We start from the raw sequence: 17,109 nt of genomic DNA, 5'->3' as shown, positions 1-17,109 counted from the left end.
AAGGGTTCCCATGCTCGCATCAACAACAGTGGCTGACGCACGCCCAGAATCAGCCGAAGAAACCGCCTACAGGCGCACAAAGTTTGCGAATCTCCCAGGAGGAGCGTTCTTCGAGGGCCAGTGGCAAACCGCCGACATGACCCTTGAAGTCAGGGACCCTGAAGACGGTGTCTTGCTGGGGAGCGTATGCACCTCGACGGCGGAGGACGTGCGCCGGGCAGTAGCGCACCTTCACCGGCACCTCCAGGGTGAGGAGTGGCCGCTGCGTTCCCGCCGTCAGGCGCTGGAAAAGGCAACTCAGCTGCTGGCGGAACAGGCTGAGAGGTTCGCCAACATCATTGCTTCGGAGAGCAGCAAAACCATCACCGAAGCCGAGCGCGAGGTCCGCCGCTGCATTGAGACCTTCAGGCTCTCGGCCGCAGCGTCCGGCGAGCTGACCGGGGAGACGCTGGGCTTTGACGACAGCATGGCCGGTGCCAACAAGATCGGCTGGTACAGCCGCAAGCCGGTGGGGATCGTTGCGGCCATCACGCCGTTCAACGACCCGCTGAACCTGGTGGCTCACAAGCTGGGCCCGGCCCTCATCGGAGGCAACGGCGTCGTACTTAAGCCATCAGCCCGCACTCCGCTGATCGCGCTGGCCCTTGTCCAGCTGCTGCTCGAAGCGGGCGTCCCGTCCGGACGCATCGCGGCGATCGTAAGCGGGCCGGGAGTTGCCGAAGCGCTGGTCACGGATGACCGGGTGGACTTGATTTCCTTCACCGGCGGCCCTGCGACGGCGGAGCGCATCGCTGCCGCGGCCGGGGCGAAGAAGATCCTCTCCGAGCTCGGCGGGAACAACGCCACGATCGTCTGCGCCGACGCGGATGCGATCCAGGCGGCGGATGCCATCGTGGCCGGAGCCTTCGGCGTGGCCGGGCAGAACTGCCTCTCGGTCCAGCGCGTGTACGTGCACATCTCGCTGTTCGAGGAAGTCCTGGAACACGTCACTCGCGGCACAGAGGCCCTCAAAACCGGGCCGAAGCTCGACCGCAGCACCGACGTGGGACCGCTCATCTCCGAGGCCGAAGCACGGCGCGTCGAGGAATGGGTGGAAGAGGCCAAGGCCGCCGGGGCGACCGTCCATGCGGGAGGGACACGGCGGAACGCCTACTACGAGCCGACCGTCCTGACCGATGTGCCCGCGGACTGCAAGGTGATCCGGGACGAAGTGTTCGGCCCCGTCGTCAGCATCCTGCCCTTCATCAGTATCGCGGACGCTGTCCACGCCGCCAACAGCTCCGACTACGGCCTTCAGGCCGGCGTGTTCACCCAGTCCATTGACCAGGCACTGGACATCGCGGAGAAGCTGCACGTGGGCGCCGTGGTGATCAATGAGACCAGCGACGTCCGGATCGACTCGATGCCCTTTGGCGGATTTAAGAAGTCCGGAGTGGGGCGCGAAGGCGTCAGGTATGCCGTCCACGAGATGACAGAGCCTAAAAGCACCATCGTCAACCTTCGAGGATCCGGTGCCCGCTGGCAACAGCTGCCGGGCGTCCTGCCAGAGCGGAAAATGTCATGAGCACACACAAGATCGCTGTTATCCCCGGTGACGGCATCGGGAACGAAGTAGTCCCCGCCGCCATCGACTGCCTCGAGCGCATCGCGGAACTCCACGCGCTGGACCTGGAGTTCACGTATTTCGACTGGGGATGCGAATACTATGCCCGGCACGGTCGGATGATGGCCGAGGACGGACTGGAGCAGCTCGCCGCGCACGACGCCATCTTCCTTGGCGCGGTGGGCTCACCAGAGGTCCCCGATGCGGAATCGCTCTGGGGGCTGCTGATCCCCATCCGCCGTGAGTTCCAGCAGTACATCAACCTCCGTCCGGTCAAAACGCTCGACGGCGTCGCGTCACCGCTAGCGGTAAAGAACCCCATCGATCTCCTCATCGTCCGGGAAAACAACGAAGGCGAATATTCCGAAATCGGCGGCCGGATGTACCGTGGCCTGCCCGAGGAAAGCGCCATGCAGACCACCGTCTTCACCCGTCTGGGCGTCCTGCGGGCAGCGCACTATGCGGCACGGCTGGCGGCGACGAGACGCGGACAGCTCACCTCGGCCACCAAGAGCAACGGCATCGTGCACACCATGCCGTTCTGGGACGAGGTCGTGGCCGAAACGGTCCGCGAGTACCCGGAGGTCACCCTTACCAGCGAGCTGGTAGACGCCTTGGCGGCACACCTGGTCCTGAAACCCTGGACCTTTGACGTCATCGTGGCCTCCAACCTTTTCGGCGACATCCTGTCCGACCTTGGCAGCTCTGTGACGGGCTCCATCGGCCTGGCGCCCAGCGCAAACCTGAACCCGGAGGGCGACTTCCCGTCCCTTTTCGAGCCGGTTCACGGATCGGCGCCGGACATCGCCGGCAAGGGCCTGGCCAACCCGGTGGGGCAGATCTGGTCCGGAGCCATGATGCTGGAGCACCTCGGCCACCCCGAGGCAGCAGCGCACCTCCAGGCCGCCTTCGAGTCAGCCCTGCGCGACGGCTTCGGCACCCGCGACGTCGGCGGCACGTCGTCGACGTCGGAATTCACGGCAGCCGTCCTGACTGCGATCAACACCCTCGCCCTGGCCGCGGAGCAGCCGGCCAACGCTACCGCGGCAACGGCGTCATGACCGCCGCCGCGGAACGCGAGCGGCCCGTCGTCGCGGCCCTTTACCGGGAGGCGCTGCCGCCCCGGCTTTCCGAGATCGAGCAGCTGGCCGAGGTCCGGTTGACCAAAGCGGACGGTCTTGCCGAGGCGCTGGACGGCGCGGACGTGCTGTACCAATGGCACTCGTTCTCGCCGGCTCTACGCGAGAACTGGGATGCGGCATCGTCCCTGCAGTGGGTCCATGTCTCTGCGGCGGGCGTCAGCCAGCTGCTTTTCGACGAGCTGATCCGCAGCGATGTGACCTACACGAACTCCCGCGGGGTCCTCAGCAGGGCCATCGCTGAGTTTGCGCTTGGCTTTGTGCTCGACATGGCCAAGGACTCTCAGGGTTCGTTCAGGCTGCAGCAGCAACAGCGCTGGCAGCACCGGGTCACCCGCAAGATCCAGGGTCAAAGCGCGTTGGTGGTGGGCACCGGGTCCATTGGCCGTGAGATCGCACGGCTGTTCCGCGCCGTGGGCGTGGAGGTGAGCGGTGCCGGCCGCACGAGCCGGACCGGTGATGCTGATTTTGGCCGGATCTACTCCTCCCCGGACCTGGCCAGCACTGTCCACGACTACGACTACGTCGTACTCGCCGCACCGCTGACCACTGAGACCCGGGGACTGGTCAACGCCGACGTCCTGGCTGCCATGAAGCCGTCTGCGCGTCTCATCAATGTAGGGCGCGGGGAACTCGTTGATACGGAGGCCCTGACTGAAGCCTTGGCCTCCGGCTCCATTGCCGGAGCTGCCCTTGATGTTGTGCATCCCGAACCTCTCCCTGCCGGCCACGCACTGTGGAGCATGGAGAACGTCATCATCACCCCGCACATGAGCGGTGACACCGAAGACTATCTCGATGATCTCTCCAAACTGTTCGTGGACAACCTGAGACGCTACTGCAAGGGCCAGCCACTGCAGAACGTCGTGGACAAGAACCTCGGGTTCGTCTCCGTTTCCTGAACCCTCCCCAACCAACTAACCCATCGATTGCTCCGTAGGTGCCGTTTTGAGCGTCCAAAAGGGCACGTACGGAGCAATCGACACAAGGATTGAGACATGACCGAGAAATCCCGCTCATCGGGTACGACGCTGCAACGTCGATTGCCCGCGAGGCACTCTCACTGGACGCAGCGTCACCTCCCTCGTCCTCGAACGCGGCCTACTGACGGCCGAAGAACTCAACGAGATTCTCCGTCCTGAGCACCTGGCAAACCCTCAGGCGTGCGTCGCGGGCCCGCTGCCACTGTAGAAATGAACCTGTAGCAAAGGAACCACGATGCCCACTTTCGCCAAGGCATATATCGCCTCTTCAGCAACGGCGCCCCTCCAGCCAGGCACCATCGAACGCCGCGAGCCCGGTGAGTTCGAAGTGCAGATCGCGATCAAGTTTGTAGGCATCTGTCACTCCGACATCCACACGGCCCGGGGCGATTGGGCGAGCGTGAATTACCCGGTGGTCGTGGGGCATGAGATTGCCGGCGTCGTGGAGGCCGTTGGAGCCAGGGTGACGCGACATGCAGTGGGGGACCGTGTGGGCGTGGGCTGCTTTGTGGATTCCTGCCGTGACTGCGCCAACTGCCGTGACGGCGAGGAACAGTACTGCCTGGCGGGGGCGACGAGCACCTACAACTCTGTGGGCCGGGACGGCCTGCCCACAGCCGGCGGCTACAGCACCAGCATTGTGGTGGACGAGGACTATGTCCTGCGGATTCCTGACGGCATTCCGCTTGACGCCGCCGCACCCCTGCTGTGCGCCGGCATCACCATGTACTCACCGCTGCGCACCTGGGATGCCGGACCGGGCAAGCGCGTGGCCATCATCGGCATGGGCGGGCTCGGCCATATGGGTGTAATGATCGCCGCAGCCATGGGCGCGGAGGTCACAGTACTCAGCCAGTCGCTCAAGAAGCAGGAGGACGCGCTCCGGCTTGGGGCGGAGCGTTACTACGCCACGTCCGACCCCTCCACCTTCGAAATTCTGAGGGGTCATTTTGATCTGATCATCAACACGGTCTCCGCTGATATCGACGTCGACGAGTACCTTTCGCTGCTTGCTTTGGACGGCACCATGGTCCTCGTGGGGCTGCCATCGAAACCGCTGACGCAACGCGCCTGGTCACTTGTCAGCTTCCGACGCAGCATCGCCGGATCCAAGATGGGCGGGATACGGCAGACCCAGGAGATGCTCAAATTCTGTGCCGCCCACGGGCTCGGGGCCGAGGTGGAGGTCATTCCGGCTAGCAAAATCAACGACGCCTATGAACGCGTCCTGGCCAGTGATGTGCGCTATCGCTTCGTCATCGACGCAGACACGTTCTGACCGCTTGTTTCTATCAATACCCACCGAAGGAACAACATGAAGAAAAGACCTTTGGCCTCGTTGGCGACCTCTGACGCCCGCGTGGCCTCCCTGACTGGTCATCATTGCCCGCAGACAGGCTGGTGGTCAGCGGATAAGACCTCGACGCGAGATTCATCGCCGAGGGTGACGTGATGCCTGCGGTAAACGGCAGGCCCGCACACTGGACACTATGCGCAGAGGCACCCATCAGTTAACACGCCATGCAGGCGTCGCAGACGAGGCCTGCACCTCGCACAATAATTTCAATAGCCTCTATCGTCGATTGTTGACAATCCGTATGATGGTTGTTGAGCCATTCTTCCAAGAGTGGGCAAGACAGCGTTGTCCTTTAGGCCCAGCCATCGCCTAACCGGGGGAGTTCCGCTCCGGCTGCCGCCGTTCCCGCACACACTCAATGAGGCTAAATCCAATATGTCAGTAGAATCTTCAAGTTCCGTTACGGACAGCAACCGCCTCAAGGGCGGGGTTATCAACACAGCAGACGCAGTCCCGGTTTCGGCGATCGACGGCCTTCGTGCCGGCAGAGAAACGGATCCAGACGCAGGCCCCAGGCAAGCACGTGGCTACACGGTGGGCGAACGAGTGGTCTTTGAAGCAGGTGGAATCGCAGGGGCGGGCGTTATTGATGACGTCATGCCCGATGGCTCCGTGGTCTGGGTATGGCCAGATGATGCCATGGGCCGCAAAATGCTCTTCGCCGCCGACGCCCTCTCCGTGCGGCACGAAAAAGGCGAGTCGCGCATGCCTGCGGGGCCTCGTCCATGACGGTGAAAAGTGCGGGAGACTGGAAGCCACAACTACTTAGGGCGGACAACAATGATCAATCTCCAGCAGGATGCCGAAGGCTTCATCCGGATGAACCGGCACTTTCCCGACAGCGTCCAGATCTCCATCACCTTTGCCGACGGCACAGCGGAGCAGGTGTCCGGCCGGCGGCTCAACAAGGCCTACGACGACGCCCTGGCCGAGTACCGGGCGCAGAACCACCTGGACGCAAAGGGGTTCTCGCGGTCGCCGAAAAAGAAGACAAGCCCCGGAAACAAGATCGACTTCGTGCCGGTCCATCCCGGCATGGGCGACTGAGCTCGCCTGGGTTCACAGGCTCAACCACCGGGGCCCGCTGATCGAGCCTGTCGAGATCGAGGGCCCCGCGCCGTTGGTCTCGACAGACTCAACCCCCGTTGAGGGCCTTGAGAACCTCCCTGGCCACGTCCTCGCTGGACTGCGGGTTTTGGCCGGTGATCAGGTTGCCGTCACGCACCACGAAGCTGGCCCAGTCCGGGCCGGTCTCCACGGCGGCGCCCTTCTCGCGCAGCGCCGTCTCCACCAGCCATGGCGTGTTGTGGCCGGTGCCGCCGCCCAGTTCTTCGGAGTTGCTGAACACAGTCAGGCGGCGGCCAGCGAAGGCGAACGCGCCGTCGTCGGCCGTGGCACTCAGCAGGCCTGCGGGGCCGTGGCAGAACGGGGCGATGATCTTGCCCGCCCCGTTGGCCTCGACAAGGATCCGGCCCAGGTCCCTGTCCTTGAACAGGTCGGCCATGGGGCCGTGCCCGCCCGGCAGGACCAGCGCGTCGTACGCGGAGGTGTCGACGTCGGCCAGCACCAGCGGCGCGAACAGGTCGACGTCGATCATGTCCAGATAGGTGCGGAAGTCCTCCGCCCTCTCCTCACTGCCCGCGGCCTCCGCCTGCAGGCTGACCTTGTCCACCGTCGGCTTGATGCCGCCGGGCGTGGCGAAGTCAACCATATGGCCGTCCTGCATCAGGGTGCGGTGTGCCACCACCAGCTCCTCCGCCCAGAACCCGGTGGGGTGCTGGCTGCCGTCCTTCATGGTCAGCGAGTCGGCGGCGGATACGACCATCAGGATGGTGGCCATGGGATTCTCCTTATGTTCTGTTGTTCCTTGGTTTCGACAAGCTCACCCGGCGGTGCAGGGGGTCGACAAGCTCAACCGGGGGAGCAGCTACGGGGTCAGCCGCCGGTCCACTCCCGCAGCCGCAGCGGCGGCTCGGCGCCTCCGGGCTTTTGCAGCAGCACCTGGTTGACGCCGGTCAGACCGTTCTCGAACCCCAGCGCGCTGGACGCCATGTACAGCCGCCACACGCGCGCCCGGCCGGCAGAGGTGAGCCGCACCGCCTCATCCCAGTGTTCCTCGATGTTCCGCACCCAGGCCCGGAGCGTCAGGGCGTAGTGCCGGCGCAGTGCCTCGACGTCGAGCACCTCGAAGCCGCCGGCCTCCAGCTCCACGACCACCTCGGAAAGGCTCAGCATCTCGCCGTCGGGGAAGACGTAGCGGGGAATGAAGGAGTCCGGGTCATCGTCGGCGGGACCGGCGTTCCAGGAGATGGCGTGGTTGAGCAGCCGGCCGCCGGTGCGGAGCAGGCTGTGCAGCTGCGAGACGTAACGGGGGAGCTGCTCGCGGCCCACATGCTCCGACATGCCGATGGAGCTGATGGCGTCGAACGGCCCGTCGTCAATGTCGCGGTAGTCCTGGATCCGGATGTCCACGCGCTCGGTCAGTCCTGCATCTGCCACGCGCTTCCGGACCAGCTCCGCCTGCTCGGTGGAGATGGTGACGCCAACAACATTCACCCCGTAGCGCTCGGCGGCATGCAGGGCAAAGCTGCCCCAGCCGCAGCCGACGTCCAGCACGCGCATGCCCGGCTGCAGCCCCAGCTTCCGGCAGACCAGGTCGAGCTTGGCTTCCTGGGCCGCCTCGAGGCTGGAGTCCTCCCTGTCGTAGACCGCGCAGGAGTACACCATCGTCGGGCCGAGGACCAAGCGGTAGAAGTCGTTGCCGACGTCGTAATGGTGGGAGATCGCCGCAGCGTCGCGGTTCTTCGAGTGCCGCCGTCCGTGCTTTTCCACCTTTGCCTCCTCGGGAGGCGGCGCGGGATTCGGACCCACTGCGCCGAGGCCGACAGCGGTGGTGAGCAGCGTCCCGAGTTCCCGTGCCGTCGGCTTGCGGAAGGGGCCGGGCTCGGCGAACTTGCCCGCGGAACTCAGCGCGGCGAAAGCGGCGAAGATGTCGCCATGGGCCTCAATTTCCCCCGCCACATACGCCCGGCTCAGGCCCAGCTGCCCGGGCGACCACAGCATCCGGCGCAGCGCCCGCCTCGACCGGAACTCGATGACCGGCGCATCGGCCGGCCCCGCTTCCGATCCGTCCCACGCCCGCAGCCGGATGGGAATCTCCTCCGTGCCCAGGACGATGGCCAGCGCCTTGGCCAGCCGTGGTGCCACACCCGATGTCTTTGCCATATTTGTCGCCTCTCGTCCGGTGCTCGCGTCAGGCCTGGCGGTCCTGCTCCGTTGCAGTCCCGTCACTTGAAAACTAAAACTACACAAGGGCAGGCTCCCCGGACAGTGAGACAAGCCTGTCCGGCGTGGCTTGGCTCCTTGCTGTGCTCGGCGAGGTCGCCGGAAGCCTGCCAGTTCGCGGGAAGTTTCCGGCGAACTCGACGGTTTCCGGCGACGTCGGGGTCGACCTTCAGGGGCGGGTTGGGCGGCACCGAACCTCTCGGGCTCTGGACCGGATATCGGGGCGGTGGGATCCTGAACGCAAAATGTCGACGGGGGGAGAAAGGCTGTACCAGACCATGGATGAATCAGCGGATACGCGGCAAAGGCTGTCCGACCGCATCGACCAGAAGCAACAGACCATCCGCTCCTATCTGGGGCGGGAGCGGCCCCGCCGCAACAAGCTCTCCAACATCAGCATTGTAGGGAGCGCGCTGGCCGCCGTGCTCACCGCCGGCCCGGCAGTCGGCGGCACGGGGTTCACGGAGGCGGTCCGCGGGATCTTCTCGCTGGACGACGACTCCATAGTGTGGCGGTTCCTCTGCCTGGCCGCGGTGATTTTCTCCGTCGCCGCGGCTCTGGCCACGAACTTCGCCAATTCCCACGCGCTCGCCGAGAAGGTGAGCGCGGCCGAGGCAGCAAATGCGCAGCTGGAAGGCCTGCAGACGACCCTGAGCTTTGGCCACATCGCTATCGACGAGGCATTGAAGCTCTACCAGCAATACGTCGCCCAGGTGCCCTTTGTGGATGACGTCCGGACACGCTGACGTCTTCCTTTTAGAGGCGGGAACGGACGACGGCGGGTGGCTGGCAGAAATGCCAGCCTCCCGTCTATTTGTGGGACCGGTCATCACGTAGGTGACGCTTTCCCCGGTGCGGATGTTCGTCAGGGTCACTTCCTGTCCGCGCGGTGATGATGGTCGCACCGCCGGGCAGCTCATTAACTCCGGATTTACCGGTGACGGTCACCTCAATTCTGTACCCCAGTGCGATGCACTAATCCACTCATTGTCACTTACTAACTAAGCGTCAGCTGTCGGCATTTTCGACTTCGATTAATGCCTAGGTGCAGGTTATTAGCCTCTGTTTCGATCTCTTGGGAAGAGAAATAGATATTCAATAGCAGTCTATTAAATAGCCTCGGCGCAGCCTGCCCTCACAGTGGGGGGTAACCCTGCAGCATTCAGGCGTTCACATCGCCGTCCCCGACGGTTCATGCGCGCCGTCGACCATGGCCCCATGACTCCTTTCACCCGCCGCAATATCCTCAAAGGTGCCCTCGCCGCTGCCGGTGCTGCCGCCGTCGCCCCCGCGGTTTCGACAAGCTCGTCCACCGCCGCGCATGCAAGCCCGTCCGGCGTCGCGCTGGTCCGCAACCGGCTGACCCTTCCATCCGGCATCGCCACCGGCGATGTCACCTCTGATTCCGGCGTCCTGTGGTCCCGCGCGTCCGGACCCGGCCGACTGGTGGCCAGCCTGTTGGCGGTCGACGACGGCGGGTCCCCGCTCCGAGGCTCCCGCGCCTTCCAGCGGGTGCTCCGCGGGACGGCCGCCAGCGAGGCCACCGACTTCACCTCCAAGATCAACGCCCGGCACCTCCCCGCCGGCACGCGCTTCGCCCTCACCATGCACTTCGAGGACCGCGACGGCCACGCCGGAGAAACCGCACGCGGCTCGTTCACCACCGCGCCCGGAACCGGGCTGCTCAGCAGCGGCCGCGCACCCCGCCGGCAGAGTTTCGTGTGGAGCGGCGACACCGCCGGCCAGGGCTGGGGCATCAACGAGGAGATCGGCGGCATGCGCGGCTACGCGGCCATGCACGCCACCAGGCCTGACTTCTTCATCCACTCCGGCGACACCATCTACGCCGACGGCCCCATCGCCGCCCAGGTCACCGAACCGGACGGGCGGATCTGGCGCAACCTCGTCACCGAGGAGGTGTCCAAGGTCGCTGAGACGCTCAACGAGTTCCGGGGCCGGCACCGCTACAACATGATGGACCGCAACGTCCGGGACATGTACGCGGACGTTCCGGTGATCGCCCAGTGGGACGACCACGAAACCACCAACAACTGGTACCCGGGGGAGATCCTCACAGACCCCCGCTACACCGAACGCCGCGTTGATGTCCTCGCCGCCCGCGGCCGCCAGGCCTGGCAGGAATACCAGCCCATCGCCCAGCTGAGCGACGGCAGCACCGGCTTTGAACCGGCCCGCGTCTACCGCAAAATCTCCCGCGGCCCGCAGCTGGACATCTTCTGTCTGGACATGCGCACCTTCAAAGACCCCAACACGGACGGCAAGGAAACCAGCCTCACCCACATCCTCGGCGAGGAGCAGGCCCGCTGGCTGATCAAGGAAGTCAGCAGGTCCACGGCCACCTGGAAGGTGATCTCCGCCGACCTTCCGCTCGGCATCATCGTGCCGGACGGTCCGGTCAACCAGGAGTCCCTCGCCAACCGCGACGCCGGCGCCCCCTTGGGGAAGGAACTCGAGATCGCCGGAGTGCTGTCCGCGTTCAAGCGCAACCGGGTTAAAAACGTGGTCTGGCTCACGGCCGACGTACACTACTGCGCCGCCCACCACTACTCGCCGGAGCGGGCCGCGTTCCAGGACTTCGATCCCTTCTGGGAATTCGTGGCCGGTCCCATCAACGCCGGAACTTTCGGGCCCAGCCAGATGGACGGCACCTTTGGCCCGGAGGTGGCGTTCTTCAAAGCCGGAGCCTACGCCAACCAGTCCCCGCGCACCGGCGAAAGCCAGTTCTTTGGCCATGTGGACCTCGACGAGGATGACGTCTTCACGGTGAGTCTCCGCAACGCCACCGGTGCCGTGCTCTGGAGCAGGGCGCTGCATCCGGAGCGCGCACGAGCGTAAACTTGGAGCCAGAAAACGGCGGGATTGACGGGCGGAGGAGGATCCGTGGTCAGGTCGGTTGAAAGTGTGGTCATCCGGCGGCCGCCGGAGGAAGTCTTCGCGTACGTCGCGGATCTTCGCAACGAACCCAACTGGCACGTGGACGTTGAGTCGGTGGATCCGGCCACCGATCCCGTCCCCGCGGTCGGTAAGACCTACCCCCTGCATTTCAAGCCGTTCATGGGCAAGACTGAGGGCACTGTGACTGCACTGGACGTGACGCAGGGGGAGCGCCTGGTCTACCGCGCAGAGCTGGCCGGGCTCCACCCCCTGGTCACCTACACCGTGGAATCGGCGCCGGAAGGGACCCGCTTCACCCGCAGCGTGGAGATGCCGCCGGGCGGGCTGGCCCTGCTGATGGCACCGGCCATGGCTTTCATGGTGCCGCGGCGGAACAAGGTCTTCGTCCGAAACCTTAAGAACCTGCTGGAGCGCTGACCCGGCTGTTCACGATCCTGTCCGGTTCACAATCGCGTTCGCAAGGAAATCCCGCATCTGATCTGCGAAGATGTTCCCGTAGTGGGAAGGCCAAGCAGCGGCGCCTCGATCCCACTGGCGTGCCCGGGGGAGGCCAGTAGTGCCAGGAATCAGCTTTACCGCCGTTGACTTTGCCACGGCGAACCGCGATCGCGCGTCGGTGTGCGGCGTCGGCCTGGTGAAGGTCCGCAACGGACGCATCGAAGACAGGGCCTCCTGGCTGATCAAACCCCCGCCCGGCCTGGAGCACTTCGACTCCTTGCACACCGACTTCCACGGCATCTCCGCGGGGGACGTCTCCGCCGCCGCCGACTGGGAAATGTCCGTTGAGGGAATCCTGCACTTCACGGGCGAGGACCACATGGTCGCCTACAACGCCACCTACAACGCCGACGTGATGCTGAAGGCGAGCGACCGGCTGAGACTGGACCTGCCGGCCAAGGATTTTTACTGTGCCCTCTGGCTCGCCCAGCATGAGCTGGATCTGCCCAAGCACAGCGTCAACGACGTGCTGGCGGCCTTGAAGCTGCCGCCCGTCGAGCACCCAGACCCGATTACGAACGCGCTGGCCTGCGCCAAGCTGGTGCTGGCCATTGCCCGCATGCGGCGGATTGGCAGCGTTGCGGACCTGTGGGACGCTCCGGCGGTGACGATCGGCCACAAGCCGCAGGGCCGGCGTCGTAAGTAGTCCCTGCCTCCGGCCGCCCCTGGTGCGGCCGGTTCCTAGCCAGCTCGGCTATTTCTCCTTGGGAATGATGATCCACAGCGCGATGTAGGCCAGTTCCCCCACGCCAAACAGGCCGAAAAGTACGAAACCGATGCGGACGAGTGCCTTGGGAACCCCGAAGCGTGCCGCGAGGGCTGCGCAGACTCCGGCGATCATCTTGCCGTTCCTGGGCCGAACCATGATTGCTTCCATTTCGTCACACTAGCAGCCGCGGCAGCCCAGGTCAGCTGGCAGTCACTGTCACCGTCCGCGTTGCTAGAACGGCGCCCGTGATCCAGTGCAGGAAATCGATGGCGATGGTGTATTTTCCGGGCGCCGGCAGGCGGAGCAGGAAGTCGAACTTCTCGGCCGCCCCGGACTTGATGACGCTGGTCAGCAGCGGCTGGCCGGCCACCGAGGGCTGAACGGCCGGGCCTGTCGGGGTGGGTGTGTTCCAGAACGGCCTGCCGTCGTGCGCGATCAGTTCGGCGATGCGCGCCGGCCGTCCCGCCGCATCCATGAACCGTGTGAGTGTGGGAAAGTAGTCCACGTTCACCATGCGCACCAGGGTGGGTTTTTTGGTGCCTGCCACAACATTTGCCTTCATGGCCGAGACGGCCCACACTCTGTCGCCCCTTGGCCTGCTGGCGATCGCGCCGCCCAGGAGAAAGAAGTGCTTGGGCTCGAAGCGGTTCAGTCCCGCGTCCTCACCGGACAGTCCTGCGGCGTGGTTCATGTCATGCCACCGCGGATCGATCGAATACGGTGCGATCAGCGTCTCGGTGGCGATGTCGTACAGCGGACCTTCCAAGGAATGTCGCCGGGTCCCTGCCGGGACCGGGGCCGCGGGATCCGCCCGCGGATCGATGATGATTGCCCCGAACATGCCCATCTGGACGTGAAGGGGCGTATTGACGTGGCAGTGGTAGAAGTACGTGCCGGCGGAGCCCCGGTTGGGATTGCCTCGTTCGGCAACATCCGGCCGCCACTGGTAGGTGTACTCACCTGACACCTCGAACGAGGTGTGGCCCACGCCGTCGTTGCGGGGATCCGGTTCGATGCCGTGCCAGTGGATGGTGTGGACACGCTTGCTCGGCTTTATGGTGGCGTGGAACAGCTGGCCCTCCGTCATCCGGACCAGCGGACCCGGTAGCCCGCGTCCGGACCTCTCGTCTTCGAAGCTCCACACATCGTGCTCCGAGCCGTCTGGGAATCGGAGTTCCCTGTTGAAGAAATCGAGCTCGACCGAGACGTCTGGCCGCTGGCGAAACTCAGTCTCGGGGCTGCCCTCGTGGGGCTGGTCGGAGGCGAAGTCCACCTGGCTTCGAAACGTGTGGTGGGCCTGGTCCTCCGCCGTGGGGGGCAAGCCCGATTCGGGGGCTGGTGCCGCCGCCAGCACCCAGTCGGCCACCAGGCCGCCGGGGTACATGCCGCCGGCGGCAGTCTGCGACGGCTCCGCATGGCAATGCATCGGATACGTCCAGTCCTCGGTCCGGGCGTCCCAGACGGGATCCACCACTTCGGGCGGGCGCCGGACCGGAAGCATCGCTTCCTTGCGTTCCAGCGGCTGCAGCTGAACAGTGTCCTCCCACTGCTGGAGAATGACGTCCCCCTGGGGGCTGACCCTTCCGTTTGACCTGGGGAAGTCAATGCCGTTGGCGCGCACTGTCCACACGTGATTGCCGTGGTAGTGCAACTGGTGGTCCGCGATGCCGGCGTTGACCATCCTCACCAGCTGGCCGGTCCGCACGGCGCCCGGGGCGGGGGAGGCGCTGAAGTTCCGCATATCGGTTTCCCTCGGATGGCCCGAAGGAAGCGTGTCCTGCTTGCGCTGTAAATTGAGTTCCTCATTGGTGCTGACCGCCAGTGACTGGAATCCGGCATGGCCGTTGAGGGTGAAGTACCGGGGCACGGCCGGGGTGGTGATCGGGTTGACCGTCTGCCCCCTGGAGGCGATGCGGGCCCAGTTCGACTCCACGTCGTGGCACAGCCAGAGCCACTGGCGTTCGAACTCTGCTCCGCCCGGGGCGAGCCGCCATGCGTAGCCGGGGTCGATGACCACCAGCGCTCCGTACAGGCCCAGGGTCCTCTCCACAGGCTGGTTGCCGGGATCGGTAAAAAGGTACGTGCCGGGCAACGGGGCAGGGAACTCCAGGAGTTTTGACTTCCCCGGGGCGACGGTCCCGCTCGTCACGTCCGCTCCCGCCTGCCCGGCGCCGTGGAACCGCAGTTCATGGGGCTGCGGCAGATTGTTGTGCAGCAGGATGCTGATGGTGCTGCCGGTTTCGGCGATGAGCGTCCGGTCCGGGAAGAAACTGGCCCAGTACGCGCGCCTGGCCAGATACTGCCGCTGGAAAGCGGGGTCCGGCCGCAGCGGGGCGGGCCGGCCGCGGGGAGGAACCGGTGCGGCAAGGGGATAGCTCCGGCTGGCAACCACCTGGCCGGCGGCCGTGAACACCCGCGGGCTAATAGCCAGTGCCGGCTTCGGGTCTTCCCTGCGGGTCAGCCGGTCACCAAATCCCCGGTGGTACACCAGGGCCCCGTCCACCATGGGAACGAAGCCCTCGTTCACGTAGACGTTCAGGGGGCTCACGACAGGCCCCGGTGGGCATCGCGGTGGTCATTCCGGTCGTCATGCCGGTCGGAAAGAGTGCTGGCCGTGAAACTCATGTCCCCCCCAAAGAAACGCGCTTGCGGACTGCGCCCATCCTCGCGGCGGATGCTGGGGAAAAACTGGTCCTGCGGGGGCGCTAATTGGGGGTGGTTTCCACCTTGTGTCTGCCGCGGATGTTGACGGCCAGGTCCTCGAGCGCCTGGGCAACCTCTCGCGTGGAGGGCCTATGCTGCGGCTCCCGCGCCGTCATGGCCGCCAGAAGCTGTTGCCACTCAGGGTCGAGATCGTCTGGAATGGGAGGATCATCGATCAGCCGCGCCAAGGCGCTCTGCAGCGGGTCGCCCCGGAACACGGGTTCACCAGTGAGGCACTCAAGCAGCACCAAGCCGAGGGAGTACACGTCGCTGGCAGGACCCGCCGGTTCGGACTTAGCCTGCTCCGGGCTGAGGTAGGCCGCGGTTCCCAGGACGCCGCCCGTGCCGTATTGCTGTGCGTCGGACATCAGGGCGATGCCGAAGTCCGTCAGTTTGGCGCGCATCCGGGCGGCATCATGGCTGTAGTCGAAGACGAGAATGTTGCCGGGCTTGACGTCGCGGTGCACCACGCCATTGTCATGGATGTACGTCAGCGCGTCGGCGAGGTCGTAGCCAATCTGCGCCGTATGGCGGGGCGAGAGAAGGCCTTCCTCCAGCCGGCGCTTGAGGTCCGGACCCTCCACCAGCTCCATGACGAGGTAAATGCGGGGCCGCCCTGGTTCACTCCTGTCCACCCCGGCGTCAAGGAGCGTGACCAGGCTGTGGTGATTCAGCCGGGCAAGGACGGTCACTTCGGCGTCGTCGTCCTGCAGCGCCCCGACGGTGTCTTGCAGTGCTACAGCCGGCGTGGATTTGATGACTATCTTGACGGCCACATCCCGGCCGAGGGATTCATCGGTGGCGCGGTAGACATTGGCCATGGCCCCGGAGCCAATCTGCTCCACGACGCGGTATCTGCCGCCCAGTAAGGTGCCTGCGGAAATGGCGGACAGGTCGTCCATTTAATACCTTGCGTTTCCTGCGCGGGCCAGACGGGCGTCGCGCGTATTTTCGTATGAACCTGGCAGCGGGAGCGGGTTGGCCCCCTGCCCCTCAGCTGGCACGGGCAGTACCCAAGCGTATGGCCTCGGTAGCCAGGGAGGCTGTAACTGCAGGATTGCATGCAAAGCACAGCGGCAAGAGCCATTGCGGCGGCGCTTCCGCTGTGCGGCGGGCTAAATGAGGCTGGGCGCGCTGGCGAGGATGTAGTCCGCTGCTGCCGGCCCGGTCATGGACAGTTCGTTGTTGTCAGGATCGATGCCGAGTGCCAGAAGCCCTGCCCGCAGGGCTTCCGGGGTCTCGGGCTGGTGCTTGTTGATCAGGCTCCAGCTGGTGTACAGGCCGTAGAGCTCGTCCGGGCTCAGGCCGGTGTCGGTTTCCCGGTCGGTTGTGAGGGCTTCGGCTACGAAACGGTCAAAGTGTGTTGCAGTCATTTTTGGCTCTTTCATGGCGTGCACGTTGATGCGCCGTTCTGCTTCAGCGATAACTGACCGCTGCCCGTGAGGACGGAGATCGTCCTTGAAATTTATGTGAGACAGACCGTTCTGTCTAGTTGGTCTTTACAAAAGGACTCCGGCAGGGGAGGAGGGCGGCGGAGGGCACTGGCTCGGCGGCTGATCCCACGGCTGAGGGGGCGTCCGGAAGCCAATTTGCGCTGGCCCCCCAGGGTGTGTAAAGTAATTCGAGTCGCCGCCGCTGAAGCGGAAAAATAGCGACCAACCCCTTAGAAAACAGCCCAAAAATGGCACGCTGATAGGCGCGCCGCGGATGGGCGGGGACCTTCCTGTTGGATCGAAAATCGCGGAAACGTTGATTTGCAAAGATCCACGGGATCCGGTAAGTTTGAAAAGTTGCTCCGGAGCGATCCGCGACCGTTTGGTTGGTTGTGGTGGTGCCGGGTGTGTCTGTTGTTTGAGAACTCAATAGTGTGCCAAGTTTGTTGATACCGGTTTATTTTATATGAATTGGTTGATTTG

General features: G+C 64.8%; 17 protein-coding genes. 11 read left to right on the top strand and 6 right to left on the bottom strand.

Annotated elements, in window-relative coordinates; translation table 11 throughout:
* Positions 1 to 136 precede the first annotated feature (136 nt).
* The 7 genes from JYA52_RS12275 to JYA52_RS12250 all read left to right on the top strand — a co-directional run bounded on the left by JYA52_RS12275 (position 137) and on the right by JYA52_RS12250 (position 6,129).
* Positions 137 to 1,564 carry an aldehyde dehydrogenase family protein gene (locus JYA52_RS12275; protein WP_240460274.1) on the top strand — a complete coding sequence of 476 codons (1,428 nt, stop codon included), beginning with the start codon at positions 137 to 139 and terminating at the stop codon, positions 1,562 to 1,564.
* Positions 1,561 to 2,664: a tartrate dehydrogenase gene (locus JYA52_RS12270; RefSeq protein ID WP_205653468.1), complete on the top strand. Its 1,104-nt coding sequence runs from the start codon at positions 1,561 to 1,563 to the stop codon at positions 2,662 to 2,664. Before JYA52_RS12275 ends, JYA52_RS12270 begins: the two co-directional genes overlap by 4 nt.
* The gene (locus JYA52_RS12265) at positions 2,661 to 3,644 is read left to right on the top strand and encodes a D-2-hydroxyacid dehydrogenase (RefSeq protein WP_205653467.1); all 984 of its coding nucleotides are present in this window, start codon (positions 2,661 to 2,663) and stop codon (positions 3,642 to 3,644) included. Before JYA52_RS12270 ends, JYA52_RS12265 begins: the two co-directional genes overlap by 4 nt.
* A 202-nt stretch (positions 3,645 to 3,846) precedes the next feature.
* Complete coding sequence (locus JYA52_RS23095; protein WP_372433839.1) at positions 3,847 to 3,933, top strand: hypothetical protein; 87 nt, start codon at positions 3,847 to 3,849, stop codon at positions 3,931 to 3,933.
* A gap of 27 nt (positions 3,934 to 3,960) precedes the next feature.
* Positions 3,961 to 5,004 (top strand): NAD(P)-dependent alcohol dehydrogenase, encoded by a 1,044-nt coding sequence (locus JYA52_RS12260; RefSeq protein WP_205653466.1) that lies wholly within the window; start codon positions 3,961 to 3,963, stop codon positions 5,002 to 5,004.
* A gap of 453 nt (positions 5,005 to 5,457) precedes the next feature.
* Positions 5,458 to 5,811: a hypothetical protein gene (locus JYA52_RS12255; protein WP_205653465.1), complete on the top strand. Its 354-nt coding sequence runs from the start codon at positions 5,458 to 5,460 to the stop codon at positions 5,809 to 5,811.
* Positions 5,812 to 5,862: 51 nt separating this feature from the next.
* The gene (locus JYA52_RS12250; protein ID WP_205653464.1) at positions 5,863 to 6,129 is read left to right on the top strand and encodes a hypothetical protein; all 267 of its coding nucleotides are present in this window, start codon (positions 5,863 to 5,865) and stop codon (positions 6,127 to 6,129) included.
* A gap of 88 nt (positions 6,130 to 6,217) precedes the next feature.
* Here JYA52_RS12250 and JYA52_RS12245 read toward each other — a convergent pair whose 3' ends face one another.
* Both JYA52_RS12245 and JYA52_RS12240 read right to left on the bottom strand, forming a co-directional pair.
* A complete protein-coding gene (locus JYA52_RS12245; RefSeq protein ID WP_205653463.1) occupies positions 6,218 to 6,922 on the bottom strand; it encodes a type 1 glutamine amidotransferase domain-containing protein in 705 nt (234 codons plus the stop codon).
* Between the two features lie 95 nt (positions 6,923 to 7,017).
* On the bottom strand, positions 7,018 to 8,307 hold the full coding sequence (locus tag JYA52_RS12240) for an SAM-dependent methyltransferase (RefSeq protein WP_205653462.1): 1,290 nt from the start codon (positions 8,305 to 8,307) through the stop codon (positions 7,018 to 7,020).
* 338 nt (positions 8,308 to 8,645) lie between these two features.
* Between JYA52_RS12240 and JYA52_RS12235 the strand changes: the two genes are divergently transcribed.
* The 4 genes from JYA52_RS12235 to JYA52_RS12220 all read left to right on the top strand — a co-directional run bounded on the left by JYA52_RS12235 (position 8,646) and on the right by JYA52_RS12220 (position 12,427).
* Positions 8,646 to 9,113, top strand: coding sequence for a hypothetical protein (locus tag JYA52_RS12235; protein WP_205653461.1), 468 nt, complete (start codon positions 8,646 to 8,648; stop codon positions 9,111 to 9,113).
* Between the two features lie 472 nt (positions 9,114 to 9,585).
* Positions 9,586 to 11,223, top strand: a complete 1,638-nt coding sequence (locus tag JYA52_RS12230; RefSeq protein ID WP_205653460.1) for an alkaline phosphatase D family protein — start codon at positions 9,586 to 9,588, stop codon at positions 11,221 to 11,223.
* Between the two features lie 45 nt (positions 11,224 to 11,268).
* Positions 11,269 to 11,700, top strand: coding sequence for an SRPBCC family protein (locus tag JYA52_RS12225; RefSeq protein ID WP_205653459.1), 432 nt, complete (start codon positions 11,269 to 11,271; stop codon positions 11,698 to 11,700).
* 139 nt (positions 11,701 to 11,839) lie between these two features.
* Positions 11,840 to 12,427, top strand: coding sequence for a 3'-5' exonuclease family protein (locus tag JYA52_RS12220; protein WP_205653458.1), 588 nt, complete (start codon positions 11,840 to 11,842; stop codon positions 12,425 to 12,427).
* Positions 12,428 to 12,475: 48 nt separating this feature from the next.
* Here JYA52_RS12220 and JYA52_RS12215 read toward each other — a convergent pair whose 3' ends face one another.
* The 4 genes from JYA52_RS12215 to JYA52_RS12200 form a co-directional block, all read right to left on the bottom strand.
* Complete coding sequence (locus tag JYA52_RS12215; RefSeq protein WP_205653457.1) at positions 12,476 to 12,658, bottom strand: PspC domain-containing protein; 183 nt, start codon at positions 12,656 to 12,658, stop codon at positions 12,476 to 12,478.
* A gap of 31 nt (positions 12,659 to 12,689) precedes the next feature.
* Positions 12,690 to 15,038 (bottom strand): multicopper oxidase domain-containing protein, encoded by a 2,349-nt coding sequence (locus JYA52_RS12210; protein WP_205653456.1) that lies wholly within the window; start codon positions 15,036 to 15,038, stop codon positions 12,690 to 12,692.
* 157 nt (positions 15,039 to 15,195) lie between these two features.
* Positions 15,196 to 16,095: a serine/threonine-protein kinase gene (locus tag JYA52_RS12205; RefSeq protein ID WP_205653455.1), complete on the bottom strand. Its 900-nt coding sequence runs from the start codon at positions 16,093 to 16,095 to the stop codon at positions 15,196 to 15,198.
* Positions 16,096 to 16,308: 213 nt separating this feature from the next.
* Positions 16,309 to 16,566, bottom strand: a complete 258-nt coding sequence (locus JYA52_RS12200) for a hypothetical protein (protein WP_205653454.1) — start codon at positions 16,564 to 16,566, stop codon at positions 16,309 to 16,311.
* Positions 16,567 to 17,109: the final 543 nt, after the last annotated feature.

The sequence above is a fragment of the Arthrobacter pascens genome (assembly GCF_017052465.1).
Taxonomy (GTDB): Bacteria; Actinomycetota; Actinomycetes; order Actinomycetales; family Micrococcaceae; genus Arthrobacter; species Arthrobacter pascens.
Note: the sequence above shows the minus strand (reverse complement) of the source record. Positions and strands in the feature narration are given on the sequence as shown.

Bases quoted from the DNA above. Each gene is read 5' to 3' on its own strand.
- JYA52_RS12200 (WP_205653454.1), bottom strand. From the start codon at position 16,566: ATGACTGCAACACACTTTGACCGTTTCGTAGCCGAAGCCCTCACAACC.
- JYA52_RS12275 (WP_240460274.1), top strand. From the start codon at position 137: ATGACCCTTGAAGTCAGGGACCCTGAAGACGGTGTCTTGCTGGGGAGC.
- JYA52_RS12245 (WP_205653463.1), bottom strand. From the start codon at position 6,922: ATGGCCACCATCCTGATGGTCGTATCCGCCGCCGACTCGCTGACCATG.
- JYA52_RS12260 (WP_205653466.1), top strand. From the start codon at position 3,961: ATGCCCACTTTCGCCAAGGCATATATCGCCTCTTCAGCAACGGCGCCC.
- JYA52_RS12235 (WP_205653461.1), top strand. From the start codon at position 8,646: ATGGATGAATCAGCGGATACGCGGCAAAGGCTGTCCGACCGCATCGAC.
- JYA52_RS12215 (WP_205653457.1), bottom strand. From the start codon at position 12,658: ATGGAAGCAATCATGGTTCGGCCCAGGAACGGCAAGATGATCGCCGGA.
- JYA52_RS12265 (WP_205653467.1), top strand. From the start codon at position 2,661: ATGACCGCCGCCGCGGAACGCGAGCGGCCCGTCGTCGCGGCCCTTTAC.
- JYA52_RS12255 (WP_205653465.1), top strand. From the start codon at position 5,458: ATGTCAGTAGAATCTTCAAGTTCCGTTACGGACAGCAACCGCCTCAAG.
- JYA52_RS12270 (WP_205653468.1), top strand. From the start codon at position 1,561: ATGAGCACACACAAGATCGCTGTTATCCCCGGTGACGGCATCGGGAAC.
- JYA52_RS12240 (WP_205653462.1), bottom strand. From the start codon at position 8,307: ATGGCAAAGACATCGGGTGTGGCACCACGGCTGGCCAAGGCGCTGGCC.
- JYA52_RS12230 (WP_205653460.1), top strand. From the start codon at position 9,586: ATGACTCCTTTCACCCGCCGCAATATCCTCAAAGGTGCCCTCGCCGCT.
- JYA52_RS12250 (WP_205653464.1), top strand. From the start codon at position 5,863: ATGATCAATCTCCAGCAGGATGCCGAAGGCTTCATCCGGATGAACCGG.
- JYA52_RS12205 (WP_205653455.1), bottom strand. From the start codon at position 16,095: ATGGACGACCTGTCCGCCATTTCCGCAGGCACCTTACTGGGCGGCAGA.